This window comes from Shewanella sp. SW24 (genome assembly GCF_025653395.1).
Taxonomy (GTDB): Bacteria; Pseudomonadota; Gammaproteobacteria; order Enterobacterales; family Shewanellaceae; genus Shewanella; species Shewanella oncorhynchi.
In genome coordinates, this window is record NZ_JAKKSH010000009.1 from 51,804 (window position 1) to 72,745 (window position 20,942).

20 protein-coding genes and 2 tRNA genes are annotated in these 20,942 nt (G+C 45.5%); 21 read left to right on the top strand and 1 reads right to left on the bottom strand.

The features are described 5' to 3' along the window. Window positions 1–276: 276 nt before the first annotated feature. From L5M17_RS09420 to secF, 7 genes are all read left to right on the top strand, one after another. Window positions 277–873, top strand: a complete 597-nt coding sequence (locus L5M17_RS09420; RefSeq protein WP_212599331.1) for a PepSY-associated TM helix domain-containing protein — start codon at window positions 277–279, stop codon at window positions 871–873. Window positions 874–889: 16 nt separating this feature from the next. Further along, window positions 890–1,402, top strand: a complete 513-nt coding sequence (locus L5M17_RS09425) for a DUF2271 domain-containing protein (protein ID WP_219251198.1) — start codon at window positions 890–892, stop codon at window positions 1,400–1,402. Window positions 1,403–1,457: 55 nt separating this feature from the next. Then, window positions 1,458–2,276: a DUF4198 domain-containing protein gene (locus L5M17_RS09430; protein ID WP_263146882.1), complete on the top strand. Its 819-nt coding sequence runs from the start codon at window positions 1,458–1,460 to the stop codon at window positions 2,274–2,276. Window positions 2,277–2,575: 299 nt separating this feature from the next. Further along, window positions 2,576–3,052, top strand: a complete 477-nt coding sequence (gene greA, locus L5M17_RS09435) for a transcription elongation factor GreA (RefSeq protein ID WP_028761461.1) — start codon at window positions 2,576–2,578, stop codon at window positions 3,050–3,052. A gap of 399 nt (window positions 3,053–3,451) precedes the next feature. Next, on the top strand, window positions 3,452–4,027 hold the full coding sequence (locus tag L5M17_RS09440) for a hypothetical protein (RefSeq protein ID WP_263146883.1): 576 nt from the start codon (window positions 3,452–3,454) through the stop codon (window positions 4,025–4,027). 226 nt (window positions 4,028–4,253) lie between these two features. Continuing rightward, complete coding sequence (gene secD / locus L5M17_RS09445) at window positions 4,254–6,068, top strand: protein translocase subunit SecD (protein WP_263146884.1); 1,815 nt, start codon at window positions 4,254–4,256, stop codon at window positions 6,066–6,068. A gap of 2 nt (window positions 6,069–6,070) precedes the next feature. Continuing rightward, a complete protein-coding gene (gene secF, locus L5M17_RS09450; protein WP_028761458.1) occupies window positions 6,071–6,973 on the top strand; it encodes a protein translocase subunit SecF in 903 nt (300 codons plus the stop codon). Window positions 6,974–7,062: 89 nt separating this feature from the next. Here the strand turns inward: secF and yhbY are convergent, their stop codons facing one another. Then, window positions 7,063–7,362: a ribosome assembly RNA-binding protein YhbY gene (yhbY, locus tag L5M17_RS09455; protein ID WP_006082725.1), complete on the bottom strand. Its 300-nt coding sequence runs from the start codon at window positions 7,360–7,362 to the stop codon at window positions 7,063–7,065. Window positions 7,363–7,452: 90 nt separating this feature from the next. Here yhbY and rlmE point away from each other — a divergent pair, with 90 nt between their 5' ends. From rlmE to rpsO, 14 genes are all read left to right on the top strand, one after another. Further along, window positions 7,453–8,082 (top strand): 23S rRNA (uridine(2552)-2'-O)-methyltransferase RlmE, encoded by a 630-nt coding sequence (gene rlmE, locus L5M17_RS09460; RefSeq protein WP_006082724.1) that lies wholly within the window; start codon window positions 7,453–7,455, stop codon window positions 8,080–8,082. Window positions 8,083–8,111: 29 nt separating this feature from the next. After that, window positions 8,112–10,082, top strand: coding sequence for an ATP-dependent zinc metalloprotease FtsH (ftsH, locus tag L5M17_RS09465; protein WP_263146886.1), 1,971 nt, complete (start codon window positions 8,112–8,114; stop codon window positions 10,080–10,082). A 211-nt stretch (window positions 10,083–10,293) separates the two neighbouring features. After that, the gene (folP, locus tag L5M17_RS09470; RefSeq protein WP_263146889.1) at window positions 10,294–11,127 is read left to right on the top strand and encodes a dihydropteroate synthase; all 834 of its coding nucleotides are present in this window, start codon (window positions 10,294–10,296) and stop codon (window positions 11,125–11,127) included. An 80-nt stretch (window positions 11,128–11,207) separates the two neighbouring features. After that, entirely contained in the window at window positions 11,208–12,545 is a 1,338-nt protein-coding gene (gene glmM, locus L5M17_RS09475) for a phosphoglucosamine mutase (RefSeq protein WP_263146892.1), read from the top strand. Window positions 12,546–12,739: 194 nt separating this feature from the next. Further along, on the top strand, window positions 12,740–13,522 hold the full coding sequence (gene tpiA, locus L5M17_RS09480; RefSeq protein WP_006082720.1) for a triose-phosphate isomerase: 783 nt from the start codon (window positions 12,740–12,742) through the stop codon (window positions 13,520–13,522). A gap of 1 nt (window position 13,523) precedes the next feature. Further along, window positions 13,524–13,859, top strand: coding sequence for a preprotein translocase subunit SecG (gene secG, locus L5M17_RS09485; RefSeq protein ID WP_263146895.1), 336 nt, complete (start codon window positions 13,524–13,526; stop codon window positions 13,857–13,859). Window positions 13,860–13,870: 11 nt separating this feature from the next. Then, a tRNA-Leu gene (locus tag L5M17_RS09490) sits at window positions 13,871–13,957 on the top strand. An 82-nt stretch (window positions 13,958–14,039) separates the two neighbouring features. Beyond that, window positions 14,040–14,116: transfer RNA gene (locus tag L5M17_RS09495), tRNA-Met, on the top strand. 173 nt (window positions 14,117–14,289) lie between these two features. Further along, the gene (rimP, locus tag L5M17_RS09500; protein ID WP_006082718.1) at window positions 14,290–14,745 is read left to right on the top strand and encodes a ribosome maturation factor RimP; all 456 of its coding nucleotides are present in this window, start codon (window positions 14,290–14,292) and stop codon (window positions 14,743–14,745) included. Window positions 14,746–14,774: 29 nt separating this feature from the next. Beyond that, a complete protein-coding gene (nusA, locus tag L5M17_RS09505; RefSeq protein ID WP_028761452.1) occupies window positions 14,775–16,274 on the top strand; it encodes a transcription termination factor NusA in 1,500 nt (499 codons plus the stop codon). Window positions 16,275–16,299: 25 nt separating this feature from the next. After that, entirely contained in the window at window positions 16,300–18,942 is a 2,643-nt protein-coding gene (gene infB, locus L5M17_RS09510) for a translation initiation factor IF-2 (protein WP_105251699.1), read from the top strand. 57 nt (window positions 18,943–18,999) lie between these two features. Further along, window positions 19,000–19,458: a 30S ribosome-binding factor RbfA gene (rbfA, locus tag L5M17_RS09515; RefSeq protein ID WP_105251700.1), complete on the top strand. Its 459-nt coding sequence runs from the start codon at window positions 19,000–19,002 to the stop codon at window positions 19,456–19,458. Next, entirely contained in the window at window positions 19,458–20,423 is a 966-nt protein-coding gene (truB, locus tag L5M17_RS09520; RefSeq protein WP_113939302.1) for a tRNA pseudouridine(55) synthase TruB, read from the top strand. Before rbfA ends, truB begins: the two co-directional genes overlap by 1 nt. Before the next feature lie 148 nt (window positions 20,424–20,571). Continuing rightward, window positions 20,572–20,841 (top strand): 30S ribosomal protein S15, encoded by a 270-nt coding sequence (rpsO, locus tag L5M17_RS09525; protein WP_028761447.1) that lies wholly within the window; start codon window positions 20,572–20,574, stop codon window positions 20,839–20,841. The last annotated feature ends 101 nt before the right edge of the window (window positions 20,842–20,942 follow it).

Here is a 20,942-nt window from a genome sequence, read left to right on the forward strand (position 1 = left end):
TTGCTGCTAATTTAATCGAGGGTAATGGTTTTTGAGTGCTAAAAACAGATTTACCCCTAAGTGCTTTATTTTTGGCACTTATTTTTCTTCTTACTTTTTAACTTCTTTTTCAGTATTGAATATGTAAAGTTTGTAAACTTTGTTCTGTTTGATAATCGATCTCATTTAATCTCGGCGCATTAAATTAGTTTAATGCAGCTCATTTCTCTCTTTAGCTGCATAGGGAAAGCAGACTCTGGAGGTATTTCTCTTCGGTTTGTTTTTGAGAGTGCATCATTGAAATTAAGAGTCAGTAAGTCGTCTTTGTCCTTTGCCCGCATTATTCATGTTTATGTGTCTATGGCTTTATTGTTGCTGATGCTGTTTTTTGCGGTGACAGGTATAACGTTAAATCATCCTAATTGGTTTTCTCAAGCTGATCAGGAACCTAAGCGGGAGCAAGTGCCAATCCCCGCCTATTTGTTACCCGTTAATGCCCAAGACTCACAATGGCGTCTGGCTGCGGGTCATTGGTTGAAAAGTGAATGGGCTATGGATATGGCGAGCGCCGATATCGATGAAGATGAAATTAGTTTAGTCAGCAAAGGGCCCGGCACTTACCGCAGCCTGACATTGGACTTACTCGACGGACAAGCCTATGTCGAAACCTTAGATTACGGTGTCGTTGCCGTAGTGAATGATTTGCATAAGGGCCGTAACACAGGCACAGCTTGGGCTTGGATACTCGATCTCAGCGCTGTGCTTATCATTTTATTTTCGCTCACTGGGGCTTATTTGTTGCTGCCTCAAACCAAGCGCCTCAAAAAGTCATTGTTATACATGGTACTCGTCAGCAGTAGTTGCGGGCTTGTGTATGTTTATTTTGTTCCATAAGGAGTGTAGGCCGAGTATGCGTCATCTTATTCGCACCATTGCGGTGAGTGCTTTGTTTGTCAGTTCTGTGGCGTTTGCGACGCCTAAAATGACAGTCGATTTAACCTTGCCTGAAATTACCGAAGGGCAATATCACAGACCTTATGTGGCCGTATGGGTTGAGGATGCCAAGGGGCAAACGGTTAAAACCTTAAGCCTTTGGGTATGGGATGAAGGCCATAAATGGTTGAAAGATATCCGTCGTTGGTGGCGTAAAGCCGGACGCGAAGATATGAGTTTTGTTGACGGAATAGCATCTGCGACACGTCCCGCGGGTCATTACAAAATCGATTGGGATTTAAGAGATGAGGCGGGAAAAGTGCTTGAACCAGCCACTTACACTGTATTTATTGAAGTGGTGCGTGAACACGGTGGTCGCGATCTTGTACGACAAAATATCGATTTAGCTGCGGGAGATTTCTCTGTGCAGTTGCCCGCCACGACAGAAACTGGCGTTATCGACATACGCTTAAGCGGCATGGCTCATTGAGTCAATCCATTACATATTTAGCCCGTCTATTAATTGTTAAACTTAAGGAAAAGGTATGAAATTACGTCTTATTGCATTACTTGGCACACTTTGTATTAGCCCATTGGCAAGTAGCCACGACAGATGGATTTTACCTAGCCACTTCAACGTTTCGGCTGAAAGTGAAGAAATTGTGTGGATTACCTCAGATGTGTCTGCCAGCAATCAAGTGTTTATGATGGATAAACCTTTTAGTGCCAGTGATGTGCGTGTATTACAGCCAAATGGAAAACCAACGTCTCCAAGTTCAAGTTACACGGGCGGACGTAAGTCGGTGTTTGATGTACAACTGATGCAAGATGGCACTTATAAGTTTGAAAAAGAAGTTTCACCTCGTTATTTTTCTCAGTATAAAGTTAAAGGAAAAGAAGGGGTTGTACGCAGCCGTATGGATAAAAAAGCCACAACTGCTGCTATGCCAAAGGGAGCCTATGAACTTGAAAGTTCTTTAAATGTGTCGCGGGTTGAAACCTATGTCACACGTAATAAGCCAACTGAGGAAGTGTTAAAGCCTAAGGGGGAATATTTAGAACTAGTGCCTGTGACTCATCCTGCAGATATTGTTGAGAACGAAGCTGCTACCCTGCAATTTGTTTTCGATGGTAAGCCCGTTGAAGGCGTTAAAGTCGCCATTATGAAAGACGGTAGCTTATATCGTAACAAACCAGAGGAAATCGAATTTACCTCAGATAAAGACGGTAAAGTTTCAATGATCTTACCTTCAGCAGGACGTTATCTCTTACATGCGGCAATTGAGCGCCCTAATTCAGATAAATCCCTTGCTGATAAAACGGTTAGCGAAATCTTTTTGACCTTTGAGGCTGGGCTTGAATAAGTGAGTTAACCTCTAATTTGAGGTTTTTGCTTTGAGTCCTAATGCCCACGGTCTAAATGGCGAGTGGGCATTTTTGTATTCATTTCGTACTAAAACGTGTGCGAAATTTCCTTAGGTATACAGATTTGAATTTGATTACTGGTAACTCTGCTTAAGGTTGGGTAAGCTGCGTCAATGCATTGTTCTTGGTGCATCAAAAGCGCATAACGATTAGAATAGCGCAATTCCACCCTCATTTGACTGTGTTGACCTTAGCGTTGGCACGGGTTGCTTTTGTTTTAAAGGAGACGAAAGAAGTTATGACTAAGGTTCCTATGACAGTTGTCGGTGCAGAGCAGCTGCGTAAAGAGTTAGATATTCTCAAGTTTGACCGTCGCCCTAAAATCACTGAAGCAATTGCTTCAGCGAGAGAGTTAGGCGACTTGAAAGAAAACGCGGAATACCATGCGGCTCGTGAGGAACAAGGTATTTGTGAAGCACGTATCCGTGATATTGAGGGTAAGTTATCTAACGCGCAAATTATCGACGTCACTAAGATGGTGAATAACGGTCGTATCATTTTTGGCGCCACTGTGACTATTTTAAATCTTGATACCGATGTCGAAGTGACTTATCGCATAGTCGGCGATGACGAAGCGAATATTAAAGAAAACCTGATTTCAGTGAATTCACCAATAGCTCGTGGCTTAGTCGGCAAAAATGAAGGTGATGAAGTATCTATTACTACGCCAGGTGGTATGACAGATTACGAAATCATCTCAGTACAGTATTTATAATCTGCTTATAATACTTTGCTTATAGTGTTGTGAGCGTGACTCATGCGATATCGCTAAAACCGTCCTAGGGCGGTTTTTTTGTTATCCGCGAATTAAGTTTGTTTACGGCTTGAGTTTAGGGCTCGAATTTAGGGCTTTAGCCAAGGATATCGATCGCGCTTCAGCGTTGAATTCGGGGTAAGATGGACAAAGTTTAATTTGTCTCTTTGTAGGTTTTTACCTAAGCTGCCATCCTAGCAAAATCAACATTGGCCAAATGTGTATTTTGTTTTTTTGCGCGAGTTTCACTTTATGGACCCACAGTTAAGCATCAAAAGCGAACAGTGAATAGGTTCATCTTTAGTTTGATAACGTTTTATAAGAGGGCACGCTTTGGTCAAACATTGGCGTACAGGATTGATGTTAGTTTGCGTGGCGATCATGTTGATTGCGCACTCTGCTAGCTATGCGCCAAAACCCTCAGTACAGCGCAGTGATGCAGCTCGCCATTATGCTCAGATGCATACTGTGAGTCTTGATAGCTCTACTCCCCATGCAAAGCGAAGCGCTGAGCCTCAAAGCTTACCCGATGCCGATGTTATCGCCCAATCTAATGCACAGTCTGATGCGCAAACCGTTGAAAGCTGCGGCTCACCGAATAGTCATGATACCGATCTAGTCAGTTCAGACTCAGAATTAGAATCACAGCCAGCACCTTGTCCGAGTTCTGACTATGTGAGTCATTCAGATGACTTAGATTTTGCCCCGATAAATTCGCCGCGATTTATCAGTCTTGCCCAGCACGATGTGCGTGAGGTCAAGCCAGTATATGTACTCGCTGTAGACTTTACTGCCGAACCGACATCCAATGTCGTTGAACCCACCGATCTTGATATCACATCAGATTGGACGCTTTCTGCTGTTTCTTCCCCCGCCCGAATTTCGGGTTGGAAAGTCTCAAATCTTCAATATCGATTTAGCCAACAAGCCGCTTAGCTCGCCTATTTAGGCATGACGTTGATAGGAGCCTAATCTTATCGATTTTTCATGCTGTTGCCTTTTTGTACTCACCGAAACTTTTTATAGCTGCTTAAGTAAGCAGTGATGATTTGAGCCTTACGAGCTTAGCCGCTGGTACTCAATCATGTGTTTCGGACTGATATCAATATGTTCGCTTAGCGATTTGATTCAAATGCTGAGCGTTAAATAGCGAGTTAATCCCATGGAAAGAAAACCCAATCAACGGCTGCTAAATCACTATTCAGCTTGGAAATACTTAGTGCTTATCGTCACTATTATCGTGATGCTATTCAGTGCTTTGCCGACATTTTACGGTGAGGATGCTGCGGTGCAGGTGGGCGCGAAGGCGGGGTTAACGCTCACACCTATTGCCCTTCGAGATAAGCTGCAAGCTGAAGGCGTGACGGTCAAACGTATCGACCAAAAAAATGGTGAAACCTTAATTGTCCTCGATGCGGATAACCAACAAACCTTAGTCAAAACTTTAGTCTCTTCTATGGTCGCAGAGCCAAAAGAATTGACTTTATCCCTTGCCAGTGCGGCGCCAAGTTGGTTACAAAACTTAGGCTTTCAGCCGATTAAACTCGGGCTCGACTTGCGCGGTGGCGTACAGTTCTTACTCGATGTTGATATTGATCCTGTTTATCAAACTCAGGCCGAGACGCTTGTTGATTCGCTACGTCAATTCATCCGTGAACAGAAAATTCGTGGTGCTAGCGTGCATTTGGACCAAAGTCATCAGTTAAACATGACGTTGCCCGATAATGACGCCCGTGCTGCCGTGCGTCAAATGATGAAAGAGTCCTATCCTAATTGGCAGCTATCCAATGCTGATGGCGCGGGTTTACTGATTAAGTTGAGCCAAGAAGAGCAAACGAAACTGCGTAACTTGACAGTGCAGCAAAACTTACAAGTGATGCGCAGCCGTATTGAAGAACTCGGTATCACTGAAGCTTTAGTGCAGCGTCAAGGGGAGCATCGAATTCGGATTGAATTGCCTGGAGTACAAGATCCTGCCGCTGCCAAGAATGTTATCGGTGCTACGGCGAGTTTGGCCTTTTTCGAGGTTAAAGAGTCTGGCTCCGTTAATGCTATGGTACTCAATGACAAGTCTGGTAAGCCTATTTATGTGAGCCGCACACCAGTACTGGGTGGCGATCATATTGTCGATGCGAGGGCGAGTTTAGGCGAGATGGGCATGGCGGAGGTGAACATTAACCTTGACCGTGTGGGCGGGCAGAAAATGTCTGACTTTTCCCGTACCAATATCGGCAAACCTATGGCGACGTCTTACAGTGAATACAGCCGTGATGAGCAAGGTAAGGCAAAGCAAACACAAGAGATTATCAGTGTTGCGACTATTCAATCCCAACTTGGAGATCGTTTTCGCATTACGGGGGCAGGCTCCTATCAAGAAGCACAACAATTAGCTCTGTTACTGCGAGCTGGCTCTATGACGGCGCCAGTGACTATTGTTGAAGAGCGCACTATTGGCCCGACTCTGGGTGCTGAAAACATTGAAAACGGTTTTGCTGCCCTTGGTTTAGGGATGGGGATCACCTTGCTGTTTATGGCGCTTTGGTATCGCCGTCTCGGTTGGGTGGCGAATATAGCGCTGATCTCCAATATGGTGATCCTGTTTGGTTTACTGGCGCTTATCCCTGGCGCTGTGTTGACCTTACCTGGTATTGCGGGTTTGGTGTTAACCGTCGGTATGGCGGTCGATACCAACGTACTGATTTTCGAACGAATAAAAGATAAGTTAAAGGAAGGTCGCAGTTTTGCGCTGGCAATTGATACGGGGTTTGATAGCGCGTTTTCTACCATTTTCGACGCCAACTTCACCACTATGATTACTGCAGTGGTGCTTTACTCCATAGGTAATGGTCCAATCCAAGGTTTTGCCTTGACCTTAGGTCTAGGTCTATTGACCAGCATGTTTACCGGTATCTTTGCTTCAAGGGCCTTGATCAACTTAGTTTATGGACGTGATGCTAGCCGTCATGTGAAGGTATAATCATGAAAAATATTAATCTAACTAAATGGCGTTATGTTTCGAGTGCTATCTCAATTTTGTTGATGCTAGTGTCATTAACCATCATCGGCGTGAAAGGTTTTAACTGGGGCTTAGATTTTACTGGCGGTGTCGTCACCGAAGTGCAGATCGATAGAAAAATTACCAGCAGTGAATTGCAACCTTTACTTAATGCCGCTTATCAGCAAGAGGTGAGTGTAGTCTCCGCCAGTGAGCCGGGACGTTGGGTGTTGCGCTATTCCGATATAAAGAGTGCCGATACAGAGCAAGGTAATATCGATATTCAGCAGGTATTAGCGCCGCTTAACTCTGAAGTGCAAGTGCTTAACAGCAGTGTTGTCGGGCCGCAGATTGGTCAAGAATTGGCAGAGCAGGGCGGTTTGGCGCTGTTAGTCGCTATGCTGGCGATATTAGGTTATTTAAGTTATCGCTTCGAATGGCGACTCGCATCGGGTGCCCTATTCGCTTTAGTGCATGACGTAGTGTTCGTGCTGGCATTTTTCGCCTTGACTCAGATGGAGTTTAATTTAACGATACTTGCGGCTGTGCTGGCGATTTTAGGTTATTCCTTAAACGATTCGATCATTATCGCTGACCGTATTCGTGAATTATTGATTGCTAAGCCAAAGCTTGCGATTCAAGACATTAACAACCAAGCAATTGTGGCGACGTTTTCTCGCACTATGGTGACATCAGGGACAACCTTAATGACGGTCGGTGCGCTGTGGATCATGGGCGGTGGGCCGCTGGAAGGATTTTCGATTGCAATGTTTATCGGTATATTAACCGGCACATTCTCTTCTATTTCAGTTGGTACCTCATTGCCTGAGTTATTAGGCTTAACGCCAGAGCATTATAAGGAACAAGTGATTTCTGAAACACCTTAGGGCTATGCTAATCGCTTAAATTAACAGCGAAAACAAAAAGGCCACTCGATTGAATGGCCTTTTTGTTAACACGATAAAATCAAGAAAAATTACTTTGCCTTTGGCAAAGCAATTTTCATTTCTGGTGATTGACGATAAATCACCAGAATATGACCAATAAGTTGCACTTTTGCGGATTGAGTTTCACGTACTATGGCATCAACGATGGCATTTTTTAGCTCTCTGTCGGCAGAGGCTACTTTCACTTTAATCAGTTCATGATAAGCGAGTGCGCTTTCAATTTCAGCGAGTACGCCTTCAGTCAATCCATTGGCACCAAGCAGCACCACTGGCTTTAGCGGATGCGCTAGACCTTTTAAATGCTGTTTTTGTTTGGTTGTTAAGTTCATTTCTACCAACTTTTGCTGAGTTACTGTTGAAAAACGGCTATTCTACCCTTATATAGCCTTTGTGTAACTCTCAATTGTTGCGGATTTTAAATGTCAGGTATAAAACGTACGGCCAGTTCTAATCGCTGGATGCTAGAACACTTTGATGATCACTATGTCAAACTCGCCCAAAAAATGGGCTTGCGATCTCGCGCTGCGTTTAAGCTTGAGGAGATCCAGCAAAAGGATCAACTGATCCGCCCAGGCATGACTGTGGTTGATCTCGGTGCCGCTCCGGGAGGTTGGTCTCAAGTGGCAGTTAAATTAGCGGGAGATAGAGGTAAAGTCATCGCCTGTGACATTTTGCCTATGGATCCCATCGTCGGCGTCGATTTTTTGCAAGGGGATTTTCGTGAAGATAAAGTCCTTCAAGCATTACTTACTCGCGTCGGTGATGCTAAAGTTGACGTTGTGTTGTCTGATATGGCACCCAACATGAGTGGTTCAGATAGTGTTGATCAGCCCCGTGCCATGTATTTAGTGGAATTGGCGTTAGATATGTGCCATCAAGTATTGGCTCCTAATGGCTGTTTTGCGGTAAAAGTCTTTCAGGGGGAGGGCTTTGACGAATACATGAAAGCGGTAAAAGCAGTGTTTAAAGTCGTTAAAACACGTAAACCAGACTCTTCACGGGCTCGTTCCCGCGAAGTCTATCTTGTGGCGACAGGGTACAAGTTGTAGTAACCTAGCGTTAATAATCGCAAGACTTAATGAGGTCTAGTAATTTGAGTGACATGGCAAAAAATCTAATACTCTGGGTTGTCATCGCCGTTGTGCTGATGTCAGTGTTTCAGGGTTACTCCCCCTCTTCTTCGTCATCGCAGAAGATGGATTATTCTACCTTCTTAGATAATGTCCGTGATGGACAGGTCGCAACTGTTGAAGTTAAGAGCGACCAACGTACTATTGAAGGTGCTAAACGAACTGGTGAAAAATTCACTACTATCATGCCGTTATATGACCAAGATTTAATTAATGATCTTGATCGTAAAGGCATCACTATGAAGGGCCAAGAAGCCGAAGAGTCAGGGTTCCTTACCCAAATCTTCATCTCTTGGTTCCCAATGTTATTGCTTATCGGGGTATGGATTTTCTTCATGCGCCAGATGCAAGGCGGCGGTGGCAAAGGCGCTATGTCCTTTGGTAAGAGCAAAGCCAAGCTGATGAGCGAAGATCAGATCAAAACTACTTTTGCCGATGTTGCCGGTTGTGATGAAGCAAAAGAAGAAGTGAAAGAGCTGGTTGATTACCTGCGTGACCCCACTAAATTCCAAAAATTGGGCGGCCGAATTCCAACGGGCGTACTGATGGTGGGTCCTCCAGGTACAGGTAAAACTTTGCTGGCGAAAGCCATTGCGGGTGAATCTAAAGTCCCTTTCTTCACTATTTCAGGTTCTGATTTCGTGGAAATGTTTGTTGGTGTCGGTGCATCCCGTGTGCGTGACATGTTTGAACAAGCGAAAAAATCTGCACCTTGTATTATCTTCATCGATGAAATCGATGCTGTCGGTCGTCAACGTGGCGCGGGTTTAGGTGGTGGTCATGATGAACGTGAGCAAACACTGAACCAAATGCTGGTTGAGATGGATGGCTTCGAAGGTAATGAAGGCGTTATTGTTATCGCGGCAACTAACCGTCCAGACGTACTCGATTCTGCGTTATTACGTCCGGGTCGTTTTGACCGTCAAGTGGTCGTTGGCTTACCAGACGTTCGTGGTCGTGAGCAGATTTTGAAAGTGCATATGCGTAAAGTACCGCTTTCTGAAGATGTGAAGGCAAGTGTGATTGCCCGTGGTACGCCAGGTTTCTCGGGTGCTGATTTAGCTAACTTAGTGAACGAAGCTGCCCTGTTTGCGGCTCGCGGAAATCGCCGAGTTGTAGGCATGGAAGAATTTGAGCGTGCAAAAGATAAAATCATGATGGGTGCTGAGCGCCGCTCTATGGTGATGTCTGAAGCCGAAAAAGAAATGACTGCTTACCATGAAGCGGGCCATGCGATTGTGGGTTGTTTAGTGCCAGAGCACGATCCTGTGCACAAGGTGACTATCATTCCTCGCGGCCGTGCGCTGGGTGTCACTTTCTTCTTACCTGAAGCTGACTCAGTGAGCCAGAGCCGTCGTAAGTTAGAAAGCCAAATTTCGGTCGCCTACGGTGGTCGTTTAGCAGAAGAGCTTATCTACGGTACTGAGAAAGTGTCGACTGGTGCATCACAGGACATCAAATACGCGACATCTATTGCGCGTAACATGGTGACTCAGTGGGGCTTCTCGGACAAGTTAGGTCCATTGCTGTATGCAGAAGAAGATGGTGAAGTCTTCTTAGGTCGCAGCATGGGTAAAGCCAAAGCGATGTCCGATGAAACTGCAACCATTATCGATGCTGAAGTAAAAGTCTTTATCGACAAAAACTACGCTAGAGCGAGACAGATATTGACGGATAACCTCGATATTCTGCACTCAATGAAAGAAGCTTTAATGAAGTATGAAACCATTGATTCACTTCAAATTGACGATTTAATGAAACGTCGTGAAGTGCGTCACCCTGCTGATTGGCAAGTAGATGACAGTGGTTCTAACGATAAAGGCAATGGTCATGGTGAACCAGCAGCGAAAGCTGAAGACAGTGTGACTGCTCCTGCTGAGCCAGAACTGAAAGATCCTGATGAATCTCCAGCTAAGTAATGTGTTGTGAAACCAAAGAAAACCCCGTAAAGGGGTTTTCTTGTTTTACCTTGTTAGCAATTTGACTGCGCTGTCATTGATACTCTCTGCCACCATTGATATTTATCTTCTGACATTGGTCTTTTCAGATAAAAAATGAAGGCTTGAAATTAATGACGCCAGTTATGCCAGTGAGTAAAATCGTAAGTGTTCGTATTACAGGAGTAAATGCGTGTTTGAACTGATTGCTGGCACTAAACGCCTCGCGTTATCTTCACCCATTGTGATGGGGATTCTTAATGTCACTCCCGATTCTTTTTCCGACGGTGGCCAATATTCTTCCTATGAGCTTGCTTGTCAGCATGCCGATGACATGGTGGCTCAAGGTGCGGGAATGATAGACATTGGCGGTGAGTCGACAAGACCTGGCGCCGCCGAGGTGAGCTTAGCCGATGAACTTGCGCGGGTGATCCCGTTGGTGAAATATGTTGCGGCGCACCATGATGTGTGGATTTCGGTCGATACCAGTAAACCTGAAGTCATGCGTCAAGCTGTTGCTGCGGGCGCACATTTGATTAACGATGTGCGTGCCCTGATGGAGCCTGGTGCGCTTCAAGCTGCTGCAGAGTTGCAAGTCCCCATATGCTTAATGCATATGCAAGGCGAACCCAAAAGCATGCAATTTTCACCGACTTACCATAATGTTATTGAAGAAGTTTCTGCCTTTTTAACTGAGCGGATTGAAGCTTGCTTGCGAGCAGGAATCCCCCGTGAATTATTAATACTCGATCCGGGATTTGGTTTTGGTAAAAGCTTAGAACATAACTATGAATTACTGGCGAAGCTCGACTGTTTTGCCCAGTTTGATTTACCGATATTGATAGGATTGTCTCGTAAGAGCATGATAGGAAACCTCTTAGCAAAACCGACCTCAGAACGTCTTGCTGGGAGCCTTGCTGGCGCTATGATAGCGGCCCAAAAGGGCGCTCATATCATTCGTGTGCATGATGTTACTGAAACTGTGGATATGCTCAAGGTGTTACAAGCGACACAAGCGTATTTTTAAGCATCGTTATGCTCTCGTTAAGCATTTAATTAATATTATGATCCCAAATCATTGGGACACATTTGAGTTTGTGGAGCGATATGAAAGAACGTAAATTTTTTGGAACTGACGGTATTCGGGGAAAAGTCGGTTCAGGTCAAATGACGCCTGAGCTCGCGCTTAAGTTAGGTTGGGCGGCGGGGCGCGTGTTATCCCGCAGTGGTACCAAAAAGGTGATTATAGGTAAAGATACCCGTATTTCGGGCTATATGTTTGAGTCAGCATTAGAAGCTGGCCTTTCTGCTGCAGGCCTTAATGTGATGTTAATGGGACCTATGCCAACGCCAGCAGTAGCCTATTTGACGCGCACGTTTCGCGCCGAAGCTGGGGTGGTGATCAGCGCGTCACACAATCCGTATTACGATAATGGTATTAAGTTTTTTTCCACCGACGGCAGTAAGTTAGACGATAACCTAGAGCTAGAAATTGAAGCCGAGCTTGAAAAGCCCCTCGTTTGTGTTGAATCGCATCTATTGGGGAAGGTATCGCGTATTGAAGATGCCCGTGGCCGTTATATTGAGTATTGTAAAGGTAATTTTCCTGCAGAACACACGTTAACTGGGCTAAAAATTGTGGTTGATTGTGCCCATGGCGCAACTTATCACATAGCGCCAGCAGTGTTTCGTGAGTTAGGCGCCGAGGTGATTGCCATTGGTGATAAACCCAACGGGATGAACATCAATGATAAAGTGGGCGCGACGTCCATGGGCAAAATTTGTGAAACCGTTCTAGCCGAAAGTGCCGATTTAGGCATCGCACTCGACGGTGACGGTGACCGTATTATGATGGTCAACAGCAAAGGCGAAGTGATCGACGGCGATCAAATTTTATATATTCTGGCCTGTGATGCGAAATCCCGTGGCGTATTACGCGGTGGTGTAGTTGGTACGTTAATGTCAAACCTTGGGCTTGATCTCGCCTTGCAAGCATTAGACATCCCCTTTGCGCGTTCGAAAGTGGGCGACCGTTATGTGATGGAACTACTTAAAGAACTCGATTGGCGCATCGGCGGTGAAAATTCAGGGCATATCCTCAATCTTGATCACGGCACAACTGGTGATGGCATAGTTGCGGGGATTTTAGTGTTAGCGGCTATGCGTCGTCAGAATGCCACGCTAGAAGAACTGACTTCTGCGATGGAAATGTTGCCGCAGGTGTTAGTCAATGTGCGCTTTGAAGGCGAGCACGACCCTCTTAAGTCAGATAAAGTTAAAGCGGCGCAGGCACAGGTTGAATCTCAACTGGGCGCGCGTGGCCGAGTATTATTACGTAAGTCAGGTACTGAACCTTTGATCCGTGTCATGGTTGAAGGTGACGATCATAGTGCAGTATTGGCGCACGCAAATTTGATTGCGGATGCGGTAAAATCGGCAAGCTAATATTTGCTAATTTTGTAATGAGTGCGGCTGATACCAATTTAAAATTAAGGTGTTAGCTGCACAAATGAACAGAAAACAGCTTTGGCGTGTAAAAAATAAGCATTCCAACCTGATATCTGAAAAAATTCGAATTTAGCTATTGTAACTTAATAAGTGGTTCGCTATTATTCACGCCGCTTTCAGAGGAGACAGTGATGGCACTCAGACGTCCTATGGTAGCTGGCAATTGGAAGATGAACGGCAGTGCGGCATTAGCCCAAGAGTTGTTCAAAAAATTTGCCTCTAAGCTCCAAAATGATTCAGCTGAAGTGGTTTTATGCCCGCCTTCTATCTATCTAGAGAGCGTTAGGCAACTGCTAGAAGCAAACAAGGAAGCGTTAGACGGTTCACTTGTTAGGATGGGCGCACAAAACCTAAGTCAACATGACTTTGGCGCTTATACCGGAGAAGTTTCAGGTCAGATGCTCAAAGATTCAGGATGTCGATATGTAATTATCGGGCATTCAGAACGTCGCCGTATGTACGGAGAGACGAGTAATATCGTAGCGGAGAAATTCGCCGCTGCACAAAAGCATGGCTTAACTCCAATTTTATGTGTGGGTGAGTCAGGTCCAGCACGTGAAGCAAGACGCACCTTTGAGGTGATTGCTGAAGAGTTGGATATAGTGATCCAGAAAAATGGCACTATGGCTTTTGATAACGCTATTATCGCCTACGAGCCGCTTTGGGCTGTAGGAACAGGTAAAAGTGCTACACCAGAGCAGGCACAAGAAGTTCATGCGTTTATTCGCAAACGCCTCTCTGAAGTGTCTCCGTTTATCGGAGAAAATATCAGGATTCTCTACGGTGGTAGTGTGACACCGAGTAATGCTGCAGATTTATTTGCCCAACCTGATGTTGATGGTGGACTGATTGGCGGTGCTAGCTTAAACTCTAGCGAGTTTTTAAGTCTGTGTACCATAGCGATGAGCGCATAATATGTATGAAGTTCTAGTAGTTATTTACTTGTTGGTTGCATTAGGTCTAATAGGCTTAGTATTAATTCAGCAAGGTAAGGGAGCTGACATGGGGGCCTCTTTTGGCGCCGGTGCATCAGGTACTCTTTTTGGTTCAAGCGGTTCAGGTAATTTCCTGACACGCAGTACGTCGATTCTTGCCATTGCGTTTTTCACTTTAAGTCTGCTTATTGGTAATTTAAGTGCAAACCACGCAAAAAATGAAGATTCATGGAAAGATTTAGGTTCAGACACTGAACAGGTTACCCAACCAGTTGAGCAAGGAACCCAAAAGTCAGAAACGAAAATTCCTGACTAGTAAAAGGTGTCGCCGAGGTGGCGAAATTGGTAGACGCGCAGCCTTGAGGTGGCTGTGACCTAACGGTCGTGCGGGTTCAAGTCCCGCTCTCGGCACCAAATATAACTAAGATAGACGAGATAAGTTCTCTCTTAGTTATTGCAAGAAATGACGATAGTCAATATACTTGCACACAGTTGACGCGGGGTGGAGCAGCATGGTAGCTCGTCGGGCTCATAACCCGAAGGTCGTCGGTTCAAATCCGGCCCCCGCAACCAGCTCCTAGTAACGACTAGTTTTTGAATTCGTTATGGTTTACAGGTTCTTGAAATTAATGACCTCGTGATTACGGGGTTTTTTGTTATCTGGGACTTTTAAATTTGTCGCATGCTTCGTATGTGGCGTTGTACTAGGGCTATTAAGCCCTTTTTTGTTTTTTCGGGGGTCAATCTTGGCAACGTTAGAATTCAGACTGGCAGAAATGCTCAAAGTACCTGTGGAAGCATTAGGCTTTCAGCTGTGGGGCATTGAATATGTTCAAGCGGGTAAGCATTCCACACTGCGAGTGTTCATTGATGGTGAGAATGGTATCAATATTGAAGATTGTGCCAATGCAAGTCGCCAAGTCAGTGCTGTACTCGATGTTGAAGATCCTATTTCTACAGAATATACCCTAGAGGTTTCTTCGCCAGGCGTAGATAGACCCTTATTTACTGCTGAGCAGTACGCGGGCTATGTAGGCGAGGATGTAAAGCTTCAATTGACTATGCCGGTTGACGGCAGTCGTAATTTAAAAGGCGCCATCACTGCGGTCGACGGGCAAATGCTCTCGCTGAAAGTGAATGGTAAAGAGTTAGTTGTCGCATTGGATAATATCCGCAAAGGCAACTTAATCGCTAAGTTTTGATGGTTTCAAGGTGAACGAGGCAAGACGAGATGAATAAAGAGATTCTGCTAGTCGCTGAGGCGGTTTCAAATGAAAAGGCCGTTCCACGCGAGAAAATTTTTGAAGCGCTAGAGATTGCTCTGGCCACAGCAACCAAGAAAAAGTACGAAGGTGATATTGACGTTCGTGTTGCTATCGATCGTAAAACCGGTGGTTATGATACTTTCCGTCGTTGGATGGTAGTTGATGACCACGGTGAAGCGTTAGAAAACCCTTATCGTGAAATCACTTTAGAAGCGGCACGTTACGAAAATCCGGACATCCAGCCTGGCGAGTTTATCGAAGACGATATCGAGTCAGTGGTGTTTGACCGTATTACCACTCAAACCGCTAAGCAAGTGATCGTACAGAAAGTACGTGAAGCTGAACGTGCGCAAGTGGTTGAGCAGTTCCAAGATCAAGAAGGTGAGTTAATCACTGGTGTGGTCAAAAAAGCAACTCGCGAGAGCGTAGTGGTTGACTTAGGTAATAACGCTGACGGCGTATTGTTCCGTGAAGACTTAATTTCACGCGAATCTTTCCGCCCTGGTGACCGTGTGCGTGCATTATTGTACTCAGTACGTCCAGAAGCTCGTGGTGCACAGTTATTCTTAAGCCGTACTAAACCTGAAATGCTGATCGAGCTTTTCCGTGTTGAAGTGCCTGAAATCGCTGACGAACTGATTGAAATAATGGGCGCTGCTCGTGATCCAGGCGCTCGCGCTAAGATCGCCGTTAAGTCGAATGATCGCCGTATCGATCCTATCGGTGCGTGTGTGGGTATGCGCGGTGCGCGTGTACAAGCCGTTTCGAATGAACTGGGTGGCGAACGTGTTGATATCGTGTTGTGGGATGATAATCCAGCACAATACGTGATCAATGCCATGGCGCCAGCCGATGTTGCCTCTATCATAGTCGACGAAGATAACCATTCTATGGATATCGCTGTTGAAGCCGATAGTTTGGCACAAGCCATTGGACGTAATGGCCAGAACGTACGTTTAGCAACACAACTAACTGGTTGGGTTCTGAACGTTATGACAGTGGAAGATATGAATAAGAAACATCAGGCAGAAAGTGCCAAGGTGGTTGATTTATTTGTTAACTCACTGGATGTCGATGAAGATTTTGCACAAGTACTGGCAGATGAGGGCTTTACGTCGCTCGAAGAAGTTGCCTATGTGCCTGTGTCTGAACTATTGGCGATTGACGGTTTTGACGAAGATCTCGTCGAAGCTTTACGTGAACGTGCAAAAGCGGCGATCTCAACTCGAGCTCTCGCTACTGAAGAAGCACTGGATGGTGTGGAGCCAAGTGAAGAGTTGCTAGCACTTGAAGGTGTTGAAAGACACTTAGCCTATGTTTTCGCTAGCAAAGGTATTGTGACTCTAGAAGACTTGGCTGAACAAGGCATTGATGATTTGATCGAAATTGAAGAATTGACAGAAGAAAAAGCAGGTGAGCTCATCATGGCAGCCCGCAATATCTGTTGGTTTGGCGAAGAAGCATAAGTCGATCAACAGGGGGATTTAACTGATGGCAGATACTACCGTAGAGAAATTGGCCACGGAAGTGGGTAAAAGTGTTGAACGTCTGATTGAGCAATTCTCTCAGGCTGGAATTAAGAAAGGCCAAGCTGATAAAGTGACTGAAGCTGAAAAGCAGCAGTTACTGGATTATCTGAAAAAGCAGCACGGTGGCGAAAATGCGCCAACGAAAATGACGCTGCAGCGTAAAACCGTATCGACCCTAAGTGTGGCCGGTAATGGTGGTCAATCTAAAGATGTTAAAGTTGAAGTTCGTAAAACACGAACTTTCGTTAAGCGTGATGCTAATGAGGCTACTCTGAAGGCTGAAGAAGAAGCGAAAGCCGAAGCAGAAGCTTTGGCAAAAGCAAAGGCCGAAGCAGAAGCTGCTGCGGCAGCAAAAGTGAAAGCTGAAGCAGATGCTAAGGCAAAAGTGGAAGCAGAAGCCAAGGCGAAAGCTAAAGCAGCAGCCGAAGTGAAAGTGGTTAAAGATATGTCACCAGAAGCAGAAGCGGCTCGTCTAGAAGCTGAACGTTTGAAAGCGGCGCAAGAAGCGGCAACCAAACGTAAGCAAGACGAAGAAGCGGCTAAAGCGGCAGAAACTGCTCGCTTACTCGCTGAAGAACATTCTAAGCGCTGGGCCGAAGAAGAGCGCCAACGTTTAGAAGCTGAGAAAAACGGTGATCATCACATCACGACATCTAAAGTAGCTCGTGCTGCTGAAGATACTTCTGATCTGGATGAAGAAAAACGCGGACGTCGTGCTCGTAACAAGAGCAACGCGAAAAAACGTGGCGGCAAAGATGCCCGTGACGGCCGTGAAAAACACATGCGTAACCGCAGTACTGCACCTGAGTCTATGGCGCATGGCTTCAATAAGCCTGTGGCAGCAGTGAGCCGTGATGTGCGTATCGGTGAAACTGTTACTGTTTCTGAACTTGCGCATTTAATGGCAGTGAAAGCGACTGAAATCATCAAACAGATGATGAAAATGGGTTCTATGGTCACGATCAACCAAGTGTTAGATCAAGAGACTGCCCAGCTAGTTGCTGAAGAAATGGGTCATAAAGTTGTGCTTATCCGTGAAAACGAGCTTGAGCACCAAGTGCTACAAGACCGTGATGATGAAGATGGCATTAAGCTAGAATCTCGTGCACCAGTTGTGACTATCATGGGTCACGTTGACCACGGTAAGACTTCGTTACTCGACTACATTCGCCGCGCTAAAGTGGCTGCTGGCGAAGCCGGTGGTATTACTCAGCATATCGGTGCATACCATGTTGAAACTGAAAATGGCATGATCACTTTCCTTGATACTCCTGGTCACGCCGCGTTTACCGCAATGCGTGCCCGTGGTGCCAAGGCAACGGATATTGTTGTACTAGTTGTTGCTGCCGATGACGGTGTAATGCCGCAAACAATCGAAGCTATTCAACATGCTAAAGCTGGTAACGTGCCATTAATCGTGGCTGTGAACAAGATGGATAAACCGGAAGCGGATATCGATCGCGTTAAGAGCGAATTGTCACAACACGGTGTTATGTCTGAAGATTGGGGTGGAGACAACATGTTTGCCTTCGTTTCAGCTAAGACAGGTGAAGGCGTTGACGAACTGTTAGAAGGTATCTTACTGCAAGCTGAAGTTCTCGAACTGAAAGCGGTACGTGATGGTATGGCTGCCGGTGTGGTCATTGAATCACAATTGGACAAAGGTCGCGGCCCTGTGGCTACGATTCTGGTTCAAGAAGGTACGCTGCGCCAAGGTGATATCGTTCTGTGTGGTCTTGAGTACGGTAAAATTCGTGCAATGAAAGACGAAAACGGTCGTTCAATCACTGAAGCGGGTCCATCTATTCCTGTTGAAATTCTAGGTCTGTCAGGCGTTCCGTCTGCAGGTGATGAAGCAACAGTCGTTCGTGACGAACGTAAAGCTCGCGAAGTTGCCCTGTATCGTCAAGGTAAGTTCCGTGATGTGAAACTGGCACGTCAGCAAAAATCTAAGCTAGAAAACATGTTTGCGAACATGACAGACGGCGAAGTGAAAGAACTGAACATCGTTCTTAAAGCAGACGTACAAGGTTCACTCGAAGCGATTACTGATTCGTTAACTGGTTTGTCTACCGACGAAGTGAAAGTGAACATCATCGCTCGCGGTGTGGGTGCACTGACTGAAACGGATGCAACCTTAGCGGCTGCCTCTAACGCTATCATGGTTGGCTTTAACGTACGTGCCGATGCACAAGCCCGTAAGACTATCGAAAGTGAAAGTGTTGATTTACGTTACTACAGCGTTATCTATAATTTGATTGATGAAGTTCGTGCAGCGATGACAGGTATGCTGTCTCCTGTGTTCAAACAACAAATTATCGGTCTGGCTGAAGTTCGTGATGTGTTCAAGTCACCTAAGCTGGGTGCAATTGCTGGCTGTATGGTGACCGAAGGTACCATCAAGCGTAGCGCGCCAATTCGCGTACTACGTGATAACGTTGTTATCTACGAAGGTGAACTCGAATCGCTACGTCGCTTCAAAGACGACGTTGCTGAAGTTCGCAATGGTATGGAATGTGGTATTGGCGTTAAGAACTACAACGATGTTCGCGTAGGCGACCAAATCGAAGTATTCGAAACCGTCGAGATTGCTCGTACTCTGTAACGATAATAAGGGCGGCTTTAGCCGCCCTTATCAATTTAAGCTATGGTAAGAAATATTATGGCAAAAGAATTCAGTCGTACTCGTCGAATCGCTCAGCAGCTTCAGCAAGAACTTGCTCAAGTGCTACAGCGCGACATGAAAGATCCTCGTATTGGCTTTGTGACTGTGAATGACGTCGACGTCTCTCGCGATCTCAGCTATGCCAAAGTGTTTGTGACTTTTTTTGAAGAAGACAAAGCTGTCGTTCAAGAAAAGCTAAACGCTTTGATCAGCGCAGCTCCTTATATCCGCACTTTAGTGGCGGGTCGTATGAAGCTGCGTGTCATGCCTGAACTGCGTTTTATCTACGATAGCTCGCTAGTTGAAGGTATGCGCATGTCTAACTTAGTTAGCCAAGTGATCAACCAAGACAAAGCGAAGCAACAGCAATTTGGCAGCGAAGACGCATCGGTTGAAGATGAAGTCTTAGGTGATGATATTGCTGATGACGCAGATGAAACGGAAGGTAAAGATTAATGGCTCGTCGTCCAAAAGGTCGTTTTATCGATGGGATAGTGCTGCTGGATAAATCCACTGGCATGAGTTCTAACTTTGCATTGCAAAGGGTAAAGCGCTTTTTTAATGCGAATAAAGCTGGGCATACGGGCGCACTCGATCCGTTAGCGACAGGTATGTTACCTGTATGCTTAGGCGAAGGGACTAAGTTTTCTCAGCATCTATTGGATGCCGATAAACGCTATTTAGTCACTGCAAAGCTTGGCGAACGGACAGATACCAGTGATTCCGATGGTGAAGTGGTGCAAACCCGCGCCATTGATTTTACCGAGGCGCAGCTATTAACTGCGCTTGATTTCTTCCGTGGTGAAACTCAGCAAGTGCCTTCTATGTATTCCGCGCTGAAATATCAGGGTCAGCCCCTGTATAAATATGCCCGTGAAGGCATAGAAGTGCCGCGTGAATCTCGCCCTATTACGGTATTTGAGCTAAATTTCATCGGTCTTGAAGGCGATGAGCTGACCTTAGACATTCATTGCTCTAAGGGCACTTATATTCGCACTATCATAGACGATCTCGGTGAGATGCTCGGTTGTGGCGCCCATGTGATTATGCTGCGCCGCACCCAAGTTGCACAGTATCCCTATGCCAGAATGGTCACTTTAGAACAACTTGAAACGCTAGTTGCTCAAGCACATGAACAACAGATAGATCCGAGCGTATTACTCGACCCTCTGTTATTGCCTATGGACACGGCCGTGGCCGATTTTCCAGAGGTGAATGTGCCGGATGCGATAGCTCCTTACTTAATGCAAGGTCAAGCGGTTCGAGTACCAGTTAATGCAGATTTAAAAACCGATGAGTTGGTACGTATCACTTTAGGTGACATTCGCCGATTTGTGGGGATTGGCACAATGAACGAAGATGGCTTATTAGCGCCGAAACGACTCATTGTTATCCATGACGAACCTGCAGAAACGCATTAGCCCGCTATCCATCGACAAATGATTAAATTAGTTGATGCATTAGTCCCCGCCTTTTATTGCGCTAGGGTGGGTTTATGGGTAAAATAGCGCGCCCTCTGGCTGAGTTAGTGATCGGCTAGAGATTCATATTATTTATTTGGAGATATACATGTCACTAAGTCCTGAAGCAAAAGCAAAAATTTTGGCTGATTTTGGCCGTTGTGAAAACGACACTGGTTCAACTGAAGTTCAAGTTGCTTTGTTAACTGCGCAAATCAACCATTTGCAAGATCACTTCAAAGAGCACATTCATGATCACCACTCACGTCGTGGTCTGTTACGTATGGTTAGCTCACGTCGTAAGTTAACTGCTTACCTGAAACGTACTGATTTAGCACGTTACACTGCTCTGATCCAAAAGTTAGGTCTACGTCGTTAATTTCGCGTCGACTAACGTGAAAAAGGAGGCTTAGCCTCCTTTTTTATTGCCTAAAATTCAACAGAATATTTATTGTGCAAACGAGAGATATACAGAAGTTA

Coding starts and splice junctions, on each gene's coding strand:
- rlmE (WP_006082724.1), top strand. CDS start 7,453: ATGTCAGGTATAAAACGTACGGCCAGTTCTAATCGCTGGATGCTAGAA.
- infB (WP_105251699.1), top strand. CDS start 16,300: ATGGCAGATACTACCGTAGAGAAATTGGCCACGGAAGTGGGTAAAAGT.
- secF (WP_028761458.1), top strand. CDS start 6,071: ATGAAAAATATTAATCTAACTAAATGGCGTTATGTTTCGAGTGCTATC.
- rpsO (WP_028761447.1), top strand. CDS start 20,572: ATGTCACTAAGTCCTGAAGCAAAAGCAAAAATTTTGGCTGATTTTGGC.
- nusA (WP_028761452.1), top strand. CDS start 14,775: ATGAATAAAGAGATTCTGCTAGTCGCTGAGGCGGTTTCAAATGAAAAG.
- glmM (WP_263146892.1), top strand. CDS start 11,208: ATGAAAGAACGTAAATTTTTTGGAACTGACGGTATTCGGGGAAAAGTC.
- secD (WP_263146884.1), top strand. CDS start 4,254: ATGGAAAGAAAACCCAATCAACGGCTGCTAAATCACTATTCAGCTTGG.
- secG (WP_263146895.1), top strand. CDS start 13,524: ATGTATGAAGTTCTAGTAGTTATTTACTTGTTGGTTGCATTAGGTCTA.
- rbfA (WP_105251700.1), top strand. CDS start 19,000: ATGGCAAAAGAATTCAGTCGTACTCGTCGAATCGCTCAGCAGCTTCAG.
- yhbY (WP_006082725.1), bottom strand. CDS start 7,362: ATGAACTTAACAACCAAACAAAAACAGCATTTAAAAGGTCTAGCGCAT.
- L5M17_RS09430 (WP_263146882.1), top strand. CDS start 1,458: ATGAAATTACGTCTTATTGCATTACTTGGCACACTTTGTATTAGCCCA.
- ftsH (WP_263146886.1), top strand. CDS start 8,112: ATGAGGTCTAGTAATTTGAGTGACATGGCAAAAAATCTAATACTCTGG.
- L5M17_RS09425 (WP_219251198.1), top strand. CDS start 890: ATGCGTCATCTTATTCGCACCATTGCGGTGAGTGCTTTGTTTGTCAGT.
- greA (WP_028761461.1), top strand. CDS start 2,576: ATGACTAAGGTTCCTATGACAGTTGTCGGTGCAGAGCAGCTGCGTAAA.
- L5M17_RS09440 (WP_263146883.1), top strand. CDS start 3,452: ATGTTAGTTTGCGTGGCGATCATGTTGATTGCGCACTCTGCTAGCTAT.
- truB (WP_113939302.1), top strand. CDS start 19,458: ATGGCTCGTCGTCCAAAAGGTCGTTTTATCGATGGGATAGTGCTGCTG.
- tpiA (WP_006082720.1), top strand. CDS start 12,740: ATGGCACTCAGACGTCCTATGGTAGCTGGCAATTGGAAGATGAACGGC.